Source organism: Pseudomonas sp. M2(2023) (genome assembly GCF_030263955.1).
Taxonomy (GTDB): Bacteria; Pseudomonadota; Gammaproteobacteria; order Pseudomonadales; family Pseudomonadaceae; genus Aquipseudomonas; species Aquipseudomonas asiatica.
In genome coordinates this window covers 4548971-4562297 of record NZ_CP127114.1, presented here as the reverse complement: position 1 = coordinate 4562297, position 13327 = coordinate 4548971, and the positions used below count along the sequence as shown (strand labels likewise).

The 13327-nt window shown below is 63.5% G+C and carries 13 protein-coding genes; 7 read left to right on the top strand and 6 right to left on the bottom strand.

Annotation, left to right across the window (positions count from 1 at the left end):
- Window positions 1–37 precede the first annotated feature (37 nt).
- Both QN085_RS20965 and QN085_RS20960 read left to right on the top strand, forming a co-directional pair.
- On the top strand, window positions 38–628 hold the full coding sequence (locus QN085_RS20965; protein ID WP_013974061.1) for a GNAT family N-acetyltransferase: 591 nt from the start codon (window positions 38–40) through the stop codon (window positions 626–628).
- Window positions 625–1497 carry a carbon-nitrogen hydrolase family protein gene (locus QN085_RS20960; RefSeq protein WP_024087697.1) on the top strand — a complete coding sequence of 291 codons (873 nt, stop codon included), beginning with the start codon at window positions 625–627 and terminating at the stop codon, window positions 1495–1497. Before QN085_RS20965 ends, QN085_RS20960 begins: the two co-directional genes overlap by 4 nt.
- Before the next feature lie 121 nt (window positions 1498–1618).
- Here QN085_RS20960 and QN085_RS20955 read toward each other — a convergent pair whose 3' ends face one another.
- Window positions 1619–3142, bottom strand: a complete 1524-nt coding sequence (locus QN085_RS20955) for a fumarate hydratase (RefSeq protein WP_013974059.1) — start codon at window positions 3140–3142, stop codon at window positions 1619–1621.
- Window positions 3143–3390: 248 nt separating this feature from the next.
- Between QN085_RS20955 and QN085_RS20950 the strand changes: the two genes are divergently transcribed.
- Window positions 3391–4311: an iron-sulfur-binding ferredoxin reductase gene (locus QN085_RS20950; RefSeq protein ID WP_024087696.1), complete on the top strand. Its 921-nt coding sequence runs from the start codon at window positions 3391–3393 to the stop codon at window positions 4309–4311.
- A 138-nt stretch (window positions 4312–4449) separates the two neighbouring features.
- Here the strand turns inward: QN085_RS20950 and pyk are convergent, their stop codons facing one another.
- Window positions 4450–5904: a pyruvate kinase gene (gene pyk, locus QN085_RS20945; protein WP_013974057.1), complete on the bottom strand. Its 1455-nt coding sequence runs from the start codon at window positions 5902–5904 to the stop codon at window positions 4450–4452.
- A 179-nt stretch (window positions 5905–6083) separates the two neighbouring features.
- Between pyk and QN085_RS20940 the strand changes: the two genes are divergently transcribed.
- The 3 genes from QN085_RS20940 to sbcB all read left to right on the top strand — a co-directional run bounded on the left by QN085_RS20940 (window position 6084) and on the right by sbcB (window position 8458).
- Complete coding sequence (locus tag QN085_RS20940) at window positions 6084–6470, top strand: tol-pal system YbgF family protein (RefSeq protein WP_003259593.1); 387 nt, start codon at window positions 6084–6086, stop codon at window positions 6468–6470.
- A gap of 123 nt (window positions 6471–6593) precedes the next feature.
- Window positions 6594–6953 carry a PilZ domain-containing protein gene (locus QN085_RS20935; RefSeq protein ID WP_003259592.1) on the top strand — a complete coding sequence of 120 codons (360 nt, stop codon included), beginning with the start codon at window positions 6594–6596 and terminating at the stop codon, window positions 6951–6953.
- Window positions 6954–7024: 71 nt separating this feature from the next.
- Window positions 7025–8458, top strand: a complete 1434-nt coding sequence (sbcB, locus tag QN085_RS20930) for an exodeoxyribonuclease I (RefSeq protein WP_013974056.1) — start codon at window positions 7025–7027, stop codon at window positions 8456–8458.
- Between the two features lie 85 nt (window positions 8459–8543).
- Here sbcB and mvaT read toward each other — a convergent pair whose 3' ends face one another.
- Window positions 8544–8921, bottom strand: coding sequence for a histone-like nucleoid-structuring protein MvaT (gene mvaT, locus QN085_RS20925; protein ID WP_003259590.1), 378 nt, complete (start codon window positions 8919–8921; stop codon window positions 8544–8546).
- Window positions 8922–9205: 284 nt separating this feature from the next.
- Between mvaT and purU the strand changes: the two genes are divergently transcribed.
- Window positions 9206–10057: a formyltetrahydrofolate deformylase gene (gene purU / locus QN085_RS20920; protein WP_023662871.1), complete on the top strand. Its 852-nt coding sequence runs from the start codon at window positions 9206–9208 to the stop codon at window positions 10055–10057.
- Between the two features lie 297 nt (window positions 10058–10354).
- Here purU and gpgF read toward each other — a convergent pair whose 3' ends face one another.
- The 3 genes from gpgF to gpgS are packed head-to-tail and all read right to left on the bottom strand — an operon-like array spanning window position 10355 to window position 13222.
- The gene (gene gpgF, locus QN085_RS20910) at window positions 10355–11347 is read right to left on the bottom strand and encodes a glucosaminyl phosphatidylglycerol flippase (RefSeq protein ID WP_013974054.1); all 993 of its coding nucleotides are present in this window, start codon (window positions 11345–11347) and stop codon (window positions 10355–10357) included.
- Entirely contained in the window at window positions 11344–12108 is a 765-nt protein-coding gene (gene gpgD / locus QN085_RS20905; RefSeq protein ID WP_013974053.1) for an N-acetylglucosaminyl phosphatidylglycerol deacetylase, read from the bottom strand. The genes gpgF and gpgD overlap by 4 nt, the downstream gene beginning before the upstream one ends.
- Window positions 12101–13222: an N-acetylglucosaminyl phosphatidylglycerol synthase gene (gpgS, locus tag QN085_RS20900; RefSeq protein WP_013974052.1), complete on the bottom strand. Its 1122-nt coding sequence runs from the start codon at window positions 13220–13222 to the stop codon at window positions 12101–12103. The genes gpgD and gpgS overlap by 8 nt, the downstream gene beginning before the upstream one ends.
- Between the last annotated feature and the right edge of the window lie 105 nt (window positions 13223–13327).

Sequence of the window (13327 nt, the reverse complement as noted above, 5' to 3'; positions counted from 1 at the left end):
GAGCGCGTCATCCACATCGACAAAACGACCGCCAAGCATGGAAATACGCCTGTTGCACGGCGCCGCTATCGCGCCTTACATCGATGACCTCGCTCGCCTGCGCCTTACCGTGTTTCGCGAGTTTCCCTACCTTTATGACGGCACCCCGGAGTACGAGGCCGACTACCTGGCCACTTATGCCCGCTCCGGGCGCAGCCTGGTGGTGCTGGCGCTGGACGACGGCAAGGTGGTCGGCGCCTCCACCGGCCTGCCGCTGGTGGACGTCGCCCCCGAGTTCCAGCAGCCGTTCCTGGCCCAGGGGCGCGACCCGGCCAGCGTGTATTACTTCGGTGAATCTGTGGTACTGCCCGAGTACCGTGGCCAGGGCCTGGGGGTGCGCTTTTTCATCGAGCGCGAGTCCTACGCACACAAGCTGGCCGAGTTCGACTATTGCGCGTTCTGTGCGGTCGAGCGGCCAGGTGTGCATCCGCGGCGGCCTGCGGACTACAAACCGTTGCATGGCTTCTGGCGTAACCGCGGCTTCCTGCACGACCCGTCGCTGCGCACCAGCTACGCCTGGCGCGACCTGGACGAACAGGAAAGCTCCGACAAGCTGATGTCGTTCTGGCTCAAGGAACTGCCGATATGATCCGCCTGGCGGCCTGCCAGTACGCCATCGAGCTGCATGAAACCTGGGAGGCCTACGCCGATCATCTGCAAGCCCTGTGCGCCGAGGCGGTGGACGCGGGGGCCCTCCTGCTGCTGTTGCCGGAGTACGCCGGCCTGGTGCTCAGCGGGCAACTGAGTGCCGAGCAGCGGGGTGACCTGAAGGCCTCCATCGCCGGTATCCAGCCGCTGATCGAACCCTGGAGGGCCTTGTGCGAGAGCCTTGCCCGGCGCTGGGGTATCTACCTGCAACCGGGTAGCGTACCGGTGCTGGACAGCGATGGGCGCTACCGCAACCGTGCCTGGCTGTTCGGCCCCAAGGGTGTACTGGGTTACCAGGACAAGCTGATGATGACCCGCTTCGAGCGCGAGCAATGGGATATAGCCGCAGGCCAGGGGTTGCAGGTGTTCGACACCGAACTGGGGCGCCTGGGGATCCTGATCTGCTACGACAACGAATTCCCGATGCTGGCGCGGCGCCTGGCGGAGGGTGGTGCCGACCTGATCCTCGCCCCGAGCTGTACCGACACCGAGGCGGGTTACCACCGGGTGCGTATCGGTGCCCAGGCGCGGGCGCTGGAGAACCAGATTGCGGTGTTGCAGAGCCCCACGGTCGGGCTGGCGCCCTGGTCGCCGGCGCTGGACGAGAATATCGGCCGGGCAGGGCTGTTCGTGCCGCCGGATCATGGGATGCCGGGGGATGGGGTGGTGGCCTTGAGTGAAGAATCGAGCCCTGCAACCAGTCAGTGGCTGGTCTGTGAGGTGGACCTTGAGGAAGTACGGCGGGTGAGGCGGGAAGGGCAGGTGTTTACCCGAAGGGATTGGCCGGAGCAGTTTGACAGAGTCCTGTGAAAACAGCGGCGGCCTCTTCGCGGACTTGCCCGCTCCCTCAGGTACAGCGCAAGCCCGAGGGCTACGCGTTACCTGTGGGAGCGGGCAAGCCCGCGAAGAGGCCGCCGCCGTTACATCAGGTTTACTTCACTTCGACTGCCAGGCTCTGGGCAATCTTGCTCTGCCACAGGGCAGGGCCAGTGATGTGTACCGACTCACCGTTGCTGTCCACGGCGACGGTCACCGGCATGTCCTTGACCTCGAACTCGTAGATCGCTTCCATGCCCAGCTCGGCGAAGGCCAGGACCTTCGACTTGCGGATGGCCTGGGCCACCAGGTAGGCAGCACCGCCGACGGCCATCAGGTACACGGCCTTGTTGTCCTTGATCGCTTCGATGGCGGCAGGGCCGCGCTCGGACTTGCCGATCATGCCGAGCAGGCCGGTCTGCTCGAGGATCTGGCGGGTGAACTTGTCCATGCGGGTAGCGGTGGTCGGGCCGGCTGGGCCTACCACTTCGTCACCGACCGGGTCGACCGGGCCAACGTAGTAGATGAAGCGGCCTTTCAGGTCCACCGGCAGTTCTTCGCCACGGTTGAGCATTTCGACCATGCGCTTGTGCGCGGCATCGCGGCCGGTCAGCATCTTGCCGTTGAGCAGGATGGTTTCGCCCGGCTTCCAGCTCGCGACTTCTTCCGGGGTGATGGCGTCGAGGTTGACGCGACGGGCGCTCGGGCCGGCTTCCCAGACGATTTCCGGGTAGGCGTCCAGCGACGGCGCTTCCAGCTCGGCCGGGCCGGAGCCATCGAGCACGAAGTGGGCGTGGCGGGTGGCGGCGCAGTTGGGGATCATGCACACCGGCAGCGAAGCGGCGTGGGTCGGGTAGTCCATGATCTTGACGTCGAGCACGGTGGTCAGGCCACCCAGGCCCTGGGCGCCGATGCCCAGCTGGTTGACCTTCTCGAACAGTTCCAGGCGGATTTCTTCCAGACGGTTCTGCGGCCCACGGGCTTTCAGTTCGTGGATGTCGATGGACTCCATCAACACTTCCTTGGCCATGACGGCGGCCTTCTCGGCGGTACCGCCGATGCCGATGCCGAGCATGCCAGGCGGGCACCAGCCAGCGCCCATGGTCGGGACAGTCTTCAGTACCCAGTCGACGATCGAGTCGGACGGGTTGAGCATGGCCATCTTCGACTTGTTCTCCGAGCCGCCGCCTTTGGCTGCGACATCGACCTCGACCTTGTCGCCGGGGACGATGGAGTAGTGGATCACTGCCGGGGTGTTGTCCTTGGTGTTCTTGCGGGCACCGGCCGGGTCGGCCAGGATCGAAGCGCGCAGGACGTTTTCAGGCAGATTGTAGGCGCGACGCACACCTTCGTTGATCATGTCGTCGACGCTCATGGTGGCGCCGTCCCAGCGCACGTCCATGCCCACGCGGATGAACACGGTGACGATACCGGTGTCTTGGCAGATCGGGCGATGGCCAGTGGCGCACATGCGCGAGTTGATCAGGATCTGGGCGATGGAATCGCGCGCAGCAGGCGATTCTTCACGCAGATAGGCCTCGTGCATGGCCTGGATGAAATCGACGGGGTGGTAGTACGAGATGAATTGCAGGGCGTCGGCGACGCTCTGAATCAGGTCGTCTTGCTTGATCACGGTCATGCAGCGCGCTCCTCTTAAAGACGGGAACATTCATTACGGCGCTCGACGGTGCCGACCAGCGTGTCGAAGCGCCTTGCAAGGCGCCGGCAGGTCAGGCCGACGGAAAAAGGCGCGGCAGTATAGCGCGCATCCGTGCCGGGCACACCTGCGGTCGGTCTGGACCATGGTCGGCAGTGGTTGGGCATCCTTTTTGCTGCCGTTGCGTGCTTGGCTTAAAGTGCACTGTGATATGTGGAGAAAGACCGACCATGCCCGAACTTTGCGTGGGCGAGCGCCGCTGGGCGGTGCCGACCGGCAGCAACCTGCTCGATGCCTTGAACGAGGCCGGGCTGAACGTACCCTACAGTTGCCGCGCCGGCAGTTGCCATGCCTGCCTGGTGCACTGCCTGGGCGGGCAACCGCTGGATGCCATGCCCGAGGCCCTGGCGCCGGACAAGCATGCCCAGGGCTGGCGGCTGGCCTGTCAGTGTCGGGTAGTCGAAGATCTGCGCGTGGCGCTGTTCGACCCGCAGCAAGATGGCCTGCCGGCGCAGGTCTGTGCCCTGGACTGGTTCGGCGATGTGCTGCGCGTGCGGCTGCGGCCCGAACGGGCAATGCGTTACCAGGCGGGGCAGCATGTGGTGCTGTGGAATGGCGCGGTGGCGCGGCCTTACTCCTTGGCCAGCCTGCCGGGCGAAGATGATTTCCTCGAGTTTCATATCGACTGCCAGCACCCCGGCGCCTTTTGTGACAAGGCCCGTGGCTTGCAGCTGGGTGATGTGCTGCGCCTGGGCGAGCTCAGGGGTGGGGCCTTGCACTACGACCCGGACTGGCAGCAGCGGCCGCTGTGGTTGCTGGCGGCGGGGACCGGGCTGGCGCCGTTGTGGGGCATCTTGCGCGAGGCTCTGCGGCAGGGGCACCAAGGGGAAATCAGGGTCATGCATGTGGCGCGCGAGGGCGTTGGGCATTATCTGGTCGAGCCGTTGCGCCAGATGGCGGATGTGAATGTCGAGTTGGTACTGGCAGAGCGGCTGGATGAAGCGTTGGCCGGGTTGCGGCCGTCATCGCGGCAGACGGTGGCGCTGGTGTGCGGGGCGCCGGGGAGTGTCGAGCGGTTTGCCCGGCGGCTGTTCATTGCCGGGGTGCCACGGGGGCAGGTGTTGGCCGATGTGTTTGTCGAGCATGCCTGAGGCATTTGTGTTGATCGTGCCGGCCCATTCGCGGGCACGCCCGCTCCCACAGGTACAGCGCTAGCCTCAGGCTTGTTGCTAACCCTGTGGGAGCGGGCGTGCCCGCGAACGGGGCCATGGCGCGGCCCCTTGGCGGGATCAACCGACCAGCGGATCACCGACATGCAGGATCTTCATGCCATTGGTGCCACCGATGGTGTGGTAGCTGTCACCCTTGGTCAGGATTACCCAGTCACCTTGCTCCACCAGGCCACGCTTGAGCAGTTCGTCGACCGCTGCCTGACTCACCTTGTCGGCCGGCAGCGAGGCCGGATCGAAGGCGATCGGGTACACGCCGCGGAACATGTTGGCACGGGCCTGGGTAGCGCGGTGCGGCGACAGGGCGAAGATCGGCACGTGCGAACGCAGGCGCGACATGATCAGCGGGGTGTAGCCACTCTCGGTCAGGGCGATGATCGCCTTCACGCCTGGGAAGTGGTTGGCGGTGTACATGGCCGCCAGGGCGATGCTCTCGTCGCAGCGCTCGAAGGTAGTGTGCAGGCGGTGGCTGGACTTCTGGCTGGTCGGGTGCTTTTCGGCACCCAGGCAGATGCGGGCCATGGCCTGGACAGCTTCGATCGGGTAGGCACCGGCGGCGCTCTCGGCCGACAGCATCACCGCGTCGGTGTTGTCCAGCACGGCGTTGGCTACGTCGGACACTTCGGCACGGGTCGGCATCGGGTTCTGGATCATCGACTCCATCATCTGGGTCGCCACGATCACCGCCTTGTTGTTGCGGCGGGCGTGCTGGATGATCTTCTTCTGGATAGCGATCAGCTCGGCGTCGCCGATTTCCACGCCCAGGTCGCCACGGGCGACCATGACGGCGTCGGATGCGAGGATCAGCTTGTCGAGGGTCTCGTCGTCGGCCACCGCTTCGGCGCGTTCGATCTTGGCCACCAGCCAGGCGCTGCCGCCAGCTTCGTCACGCAGCTTGCGTGCGTATTCCATGTCGCTGGCGTCACGCGGGAAGGACACGGCCAGGTAGTCCAGGTCCATTTCCGCGGCCAGCTTGATGTCGGCCTTGTCTTTCTCGGTCAGGGCCGGTGCGGTGAGGCCGCCACCTTTACGGTTGATGCCTTTGTGGTCGGACAGCGGGCCACCGATGATCACCACGCAGTGCAGGGCATCTGCGGTGGCGGTCTCGACGCGCATCACCACGCGGCCATCGTCGAGCAGCAGTTCGTCACCAACGCCGCAGTCCTTGACCAGGTCGGGGTAGTCGATACCGACGATGTCCTGGTTGCCTTCGGTCAGCGGGTGGGCGGTGGAGAAGGTGAACTTGTCACCGATCTTCAATTCGATACGCTTGTTGGCGAACTTGGCGATGCGGATCTTCGGACCCTGCAGGTCGCCCAGCAGTGCAACATGGCGGCCGTTCTTGGCGGCGATGTCACGGATCAGGCGCGCGCGGGCCTTGTGCTCGTCCGGAGTGCCGTGGGAGAAGTTCAGGCGTGCCACGTCCAGGCCGGCGAGGATCAGCTGTTCGATCACTTCCGGCGAGTTGCTGGCGGGGCCAAGGGTGGCGACGATTTTGGTACGGCGGATGCTCATGCACAGACTCCTATAGTGAAGCGCAGCGAAAGGCTACTCCTGAATCTCGCTGTAGTCATTGTTCCGTTGCACTACCTGCGACCGAGGCAGGGTGGCATTTGAACGGGCAGGGCATCCTTGCAAAAGGGTGTGAAGATTTGCCGGCAAAGGCCGATACACTGGCATCAAAGGAGACCCCCATGCGAGCCCTGATCGTTTTAGCCCTGGCGGCCAGCGCCGTCGGCTGCACCCGCTGGTCCATGGACCACCACCTGAACAATGCCTACCGTGCCTACGACCGTGGCGATTGCGCGCGGGTCATGCTCGAGCTGTCGCAGGTCGACCGCACCAGCCGTGCACGACCGTTCATCCACCCCGAGGTGTCGCTGCTGCGCGGCCAGTGCCTGGAGCGCCAGGCCTTGTACGTGGATGCGGCGCAGACCTACCAGTACCTGATCCAGCAGTACCCGGGCAATGAATACGCGTATCGTGCCCAGGCACGCCTGCAGACCCTGGAGAAACTCGGCCATTTGCGCGGCACCGAAGCCGCCGTGGCGAACCCGGTGACCGCCGCACCTTGGCGTTAACACCAAGGTGTGATTTATTTCACGGGATTTGCCGCGCGCGCTGCGCTAATCTGTAACTCAGTTGTTACAACAACCGCCAGTTCCACGTATTCCTGGCATCGGATACGGACTGCACTTGCGATCATGTTCAACAAGCGCCACATCGAACGCCATCAGCTGCCTTGTGTTCTCAAGGTGTTCAATCGCATTACCGGCCAGGCCATCGGCCAGCTGGGTAACGCCTCTGAAGACGGGCTGATGCTGATAAGCCAGCTACCTGTGCTGGTCGGGCCCGACTACGATCTGCAATTACGCCTGCCGCTGCTTGGTGGCGGGCATCAATTCGTCAACCTTACCGCCAGCTGCCTGTGGTGTCGTGAAGACCAGACGCCCGGGCACTACGATTCCGGTTTCATGCTGCTGCAGGCCCCCCGCGAGTACGATGAATTCGTCCGTTCGTTGCGCGACTATTTCAGTTTCCGCCCCGCCAACGCATCTGCCTGAACCTGCTGAGCCCCGGGCCCAGCTACTGGAATCGCGCTAGAATCGGGTCGACCTCGATACAGGACGACCCCGTGACCTCCAGCATTTTCTGGCACGACTACGAAACCACCGGCATCAACCCGCGTTGCGACCGGCCGCTGCAGGTGGCCGGCGTGCGCACCGACTTCGACCTCAACGAAATCGACGAGCCGATAAGCCTTTATTGTCGGCCCTCCGACGATATCCTGCCGCACCCGGCGGCTTGCCTGGTGACCGGCATCACCCCGCACCTGCTGGCCGAGCAGGGTTTGTGCGAAGCGGAGTTCATGACCCGGGTGCATGCGCAACTCGCGCACCCTGGTACCTGCGGTGCCGGCTACAACACCCTGCGCTTCGACGACGAAGTGACCCGTTACAGCCTGTACCGCAACTTTTTCGACCCTTATGCCCGAGAGTGGCAGGGCGGCAACAGCCGCTGGGACCTGATCGACATCGTGCGCACGGCCTATGCACTGCGCCCGGACGGCATCGAGTGGCCGCAACAGGACGGGCGCACCAGCCTGCGTCTTGAACTGCTGAGCAAGGCCAATGGCATCGACCACGGGCATGCCCACGAAGCGCTTTCCGACGTGCGGGCAACCATCGCCCTGGCCCGCCTGATCCGACAGAAACAGCCCAAGTTGTATGACTGGCTGTTTCAGTTGCGCAGCAAGCATAAAGTGATGGAGCAGATCAGTTTGTTGCAGCCACTGGTGCATATATCCGGGCGCTTCTCGGCGGCACGCAATTACCTTGGTGTCGTATTGCCACTGGCCTGGCACCCGCGTAATCGCAATGCACTGATTGTGTGCGACCTGCATCAGGAAACCCTACCGTTACTACGGGAAAGTGCTGAAGTTCTACGCCAGCGTTTGTATACCCGCCATGAAGAACTGGCCGAAGGCGAATTACCCGTGCCGCTCAAATTGGTGCAGATCAATCGCTGCCCGGTACTGGCGCCACTTTCGGTATTGCGCCCGGCCGATCAACAACGGTTGGGCCTGGACTTGACGTTGTTACAATTGCGCGGCGAAGAATTGGCCGAGCAACAGGCGCAATGGCAAGACAAGCTGGAACACATCTACGGCAAGGAAGACTTTGCCCCGAGTGAAGACCCGGAACAACAATTGTATGACGGTTTTCTGGGGGACCGTGACCGCCGCTTATGCGAGCAAGTTCGTGCACTGGAGCCGGCGCAGTTGAGCCGTGGGCAGTGGATGTTCGATGACCCGCGCCTGCCTGAACTGTTGTTCCGCTATCGGGCGCGCAACTTCCCCGAGACCCTGAGCGGCGAAGAGCGGCAACGCTGGTTCAGCTTCTGCCAGCAACGCCTGAGCGACCCGCAGTGGGGCGCGCCGAATACGCTGGGCGACTTCGAACAGGCGCGGCAGCAAGCCTGGGAGGGCGCTGACGATGCCGGGCGGCGTGTGCTGGATGCCTGGCAGGTACATGCCCGGCAATTGCAGGCACAGTATGCAGTTGGCTGAGCGCTGGCACAAAACGCGGACAAACAAAAACGCCGGCAATATGCCGGCGTTCTTGTTGCGATAAGCAGCAGGCGTGTGCGGACAATCAGTCCAGCAGGGTCGCCCAGCTTTCAACCACATCGCCACCCCACTTGGCTTTCCATTCTTTCAGGGTCTTGTGGTTGCCGCCTTTGGTTTCGATCACTTCATTGTTGTGCGGGTTCTTGTATTGCTTGACCTTGCGTGCACGCTTGGTGGCGGTAGTCTTGACCGCACCACGAGGTGCCTTGCTCAGTTTCGACTCTGGGTCGAGCAGGGCAATCACGTCGCGCAGCGACTTGGAGTATTCGCCCATCAGTGTGCGCAGTTTGCCTTCGAACTCCAGTTCTTTCTTCAGCTTGTCATCCTGCGACAGGTTGGCCAAGCGGGCCTGAAGTTCCTTGATGGCTTCTTCGGTAGCGCGGTACTCGTTGATCAGGGACATGGAGTGTTCCTTAATGCGTGTTCAGAAATGTGTGGGGCAATAATAGACAGGCAATACTCGCAAGTAAACATATTGTTGGGCAATTAACTGTTAACTAAGCTGTGACAACCATTTCTCTAGGTGAACAAAAATTTACAATTAACCCTGCATTTCGTCACGTCTGTCATAGAATCTCGGCTGTGCATCTGGTCAGGAACACAGGCCACGGCCGCTACGATCATTACTGCGTTTTTCCTGGCGGGCCGCTAGAATGAGCGCCTTTGCGAAGTTCTGGAGTCTCATTCATGCGCACCTATCGTCTGGTGATCGCCTGCCCCGACCGTGTTGGCATCGTGGCGAAAGTCAGTAATTTCCTGGCCTTGTACAATGGCTGGATCAACGAAGCCAGCCACCACTCTGATGAGCAGAGCGGTTGGTTCTTCATGCGCCATGAAATCCGCGCCGAATCGCTGCCGTTCGGTATCGAAGCCTTCCGTGAAGCGTTCGCGCCGATCGCCGAAGAGTTCTCCATGACCTGGCGCATTACCGACTCGGCGCAGAAAAAGCGCGTGGTGCTGATGGCCAGCCGCGAGTCGCACTGCCTGGCCGACCTGCTGCACCGCTGGCACACCGATGAACTGGACTGCGAGATCCCTTGCGTGATCTCCAACCACAACGACCTGCGCAGCATGGTCGAGTGGCACGGTATTCCGTTCTTCCATGTACCGGTCGACCCCAAGGACAAGGCACCGGCCTTTGCCGAAGTTTCGCGCCTGGTGCAGGAGCACGCCGCCGACGTGGTGGTGCTGGCCCGCTACATGCAGATCCTGCCGCCGCAGCTGTGCCAGGACTATGCTGAAAAGGTGATCAACATCCACCACAGCTTCCTGCCGTCGTTCGTCGGCGCCAAGCCGTATCACCAGGCCGCCCTTCGTGGTGTGAAACTGATCGGAGCGACTTGCCACTACGTAACCGAAGAGCTGGACGCCGGCCCGATCATCGAGCAGGACGTGGTGCGTGTCAGCCATGCCGACAGTATCGACGACATGGTCCGCTTTGGCCGTGATGTGGAGAAGATGGTGCTGGCCCGTGGCCTGCGTTATCACCTGGAAGACCGGGTGCTGGTGCATGGCAACAAGACTGTGGTGTTTGACTGACAGAGTCGGGTTGGCGGTGAGATCTTGGGGCTGCTGCGCAGCCCTTTCGCGACGCAAGGCCGCTCCCACAAGGGTATGGTGTACCCCGTTCCATGTGGGAGCGGCCTTGTGTCGCGAAAGGGGCGCAAGGCGCCCCCGGCAATCCTGAGGCATACGCAATGGCCAAGACCCGCAATAACCCCACCGCCTCACCCCCACCCACCCTCGGTGAAGGCTGCCTGGCCCGCTACGACCCCGAAGCCCTGGCCGACACCGATGGCACCGATTTCCCCGGCGCCGCCGAACTCTGGCAGCAGCTCAACCCGCCTGACGCCGCCAACGCTCCAGCAGCGGGCGCGCCAGCAGGCACACAAACACCGGCCCACCCGCCAGCAGATAAAAGTAGTAAGTGACCGCCCGCCATATCAGGATCGCCGCAGCAGCGGTCGAACTGCCTACCAGTGGCGTCAGCAGGCTGGCCGAAGTCAGCTCGGCGGCGCCGGCACCACCCGGCAACAGGCTGAACTGGCCAGCACTGAGCGACAGCATCTGCACCAGGAAGCTGGGGATCCACGCCAGGTCTACCCCCAACCCCCTCAATACCAGATACAACACGCTGTAGCGCAGGCCCCAGTGGGCGCAGGTCAGGGTGAACACCAAGGTCAGCGTACGCTTGGGCAGGCGCCAGGTCTGCGCCAGTGCATCGATGAAGCGTAGCAGTTTGCGTGCCCAGCGCCGCTTGCGCTGGCGGCTCATGCCCAGGCGGCGCAGCAACCTGCCGTTCACGCGCATCACCGTGCGCCGGTAGCGCAGCAGGCCGATCACCCCGGCCAGTGCCGTGCACAGCAGCAACGCGCTGCCCAGCAACATGCTTTCCTGGCTGCGGCCCAGGCTATGGAACAGTGCATAGCCGGCAATCGCCAGCATCGCGCAGAAAAAGAACACCAGATCGTTCAGCTGATCCATGGCAAACACCGCGCCGCTGCGCGCTGGGCCGATCCGGTCGCGTGCCAGCAGGGCCATCAGGGTCAAGGGGCCGCCGCTGCCGCCGGGGGTGGTACAGATGGCGAACTCGGTAGCCATCACCACACCCAGGCTGCGCAGGCGCCCAAGCCTTGCTCCTTGCTGGCCGAGCAGCAGGCGCAGGCGAATGGCGTTGATGACCCAGCACAGCAGGATCATGCCCAGTAGAGTCAGCATCAGGCTGGGGGCGAAGCGCTGCAGCCTCGGTAACAGCTCGCTGCCACCGAGCAGGGCTGGCACCAGCACGGCACTCAGCAGTGCCAGGGCCAGCCAGGCCAGGCGGTTCATACGCTGGCCTGGCGGTCGAGCCAGGTGGACTTGGTCAGCGGCTCGCGGCCCTGTGCCAGTAGCGTGTGCAAGGTGTTCAGCCAATAGTCGCGGGACACGCGATGGCGCATGTCCACCGGGTGCAGGCCCAGGCGCAGGGTCTGGGCGTCGCGCCAGCGCCGGCATTGCCAGTCGCACAGCACCCGTGACAGGCCACGGCGCCAGGCGCTGCGTGCACTCCAGACAAGCCCTGGGGCCTTGATCGCGGTGAAGTCCGGTAAACGATACAGGTGCTGTGGCGTGCTGGTGTAGCGCAGCGGCAGACGGCGCAGTGCCTGGCGGGTGCCTTCGCTCATCAGCCAGGCAGGCGCGACGAAGCCTGCCACTGGCCAGCCCTGCCGGGCGAACAGTGCCAGGCCGTGCTCCAGTCGTTGCAGGGCCTGCTGCTGGTCAAGGGCGTAGAATTCCCCTTCGTGGGTATAGATGCGGCGCATGAAGTATTCGCCGGGTGTGCGCGGTGGTGGCCCGCTGTCGGCATGGTAGAAGCCGTGCAGGGCAAGCTCGTCGCCCTGGGCCAGGCGCCGTTCGAGCAAGCGGCAGAAGGTAGGCGAGCGTTGCAGCGGGTTGCGGTGGTGAAAGTCCGGCACCACCAGCCAGGTCATTGGGATGCCGCCGATGGCGTCGACGGCCTGGACGAAAGGCTGGTAGTCGGGCCAGGTCTCGGGCGCGACATCGTGCAGCACCAGCATCAGGCTGCGCGATGCCGGTAGCGGCTCAGCCATGGGCACGTACCTGTGGCTGGTGACCGAGCACAGCCTGGTAGTGCTGCAGCAGGCCGGTGACCACGTTGTCCCACGAATAGTGCTGCTCGGCATGGCGACGGGCCTGTACCCCAAGCGTGCACACACCGGCTTCGAACGCCTCTTGTACGGCCGTCGCCATGGCTTGGCTATCGTTGGGGCGGCACAAGCGCCCGCACTGTTCGTTGACGATTTCGCCGAAAGCACCTGCGCGCACGGCCACTACCGGCGTGGCGCTGGCCATCGCTTCGAGAATGACCAGGCCGAAGGTTTCCTGGTCACCGGCATGCACCAGCAGGTCGGCGCTGGCCATCAGCCGGGCGACTTCCGGTGCCGGGCAGAAGTGATCGATCACACTGACGTTCCGCGGTACGTTGGCCGGCATGTTCGAACCCACCAACAGCAAGTGGTAGGGGTGGCCCAGGTGCTGCATGCAGTCGAGCAGCACCGGCAGGTTCTTTTCTCGCGAGCCACGGCCGGCGTAGATCAGCAGGCGACTGGTTTCGGCAATACCCAGTTCGGCACGCAGCTGCGGGTCGCGCTGGTTGGGGTGGAAGGTGGCCAGGTCGACGCCCAGGCGCTGCACGTGCACATCGCGCACGCCCAGGCGGCGCAACTTGTCGGCCATGACCTGGCTGGGGGCCAGGACCCGGTCGAAATTGCCGTACAGCTTGCTGACATAGGCCTCTACATTGGGGGTGAACCAGTTGCCCATGCGGTTGCTGACCAGCAGCGGCAGGTCGGAATGGTAGAAGCCGATTACCGGCACATCGAGCTTGCGCCGCGCTTCCAGCGCAGCCCAGGCGGTCAGGTAGGGGTCGCCGACTTCGATCAGGTCGGGCTTGAGCCTGCGCAGCACATTGCACCAAGGGGCCAGGCGTACCGGGAAGCGGTAGCCATTGCCGAACGGCAGCGGCGGTGCGGGCACCTGGTATATGCCATCGGCGTGCTGGGCGCTGGCACCGGGTATCAGCAAGCTGTGGCGGACGCCCTGGATGGCGTCGAGGCGGTGGTGTTTGGCATCAAGATAGGTACGTACGCCACCACTGGCGGGGGCGTAGAACATGGTGATGTCGGCGATGTGCACGATCAGCATCCCTCCGGGATCGTCTTCGGGTCTGTCATCCGGCGTTAACGGGCCGGCGATGACGCGCCTAAAGGTTGACCTATCAGAAGGATAGTTTGTTCGATCGGGGTTGGG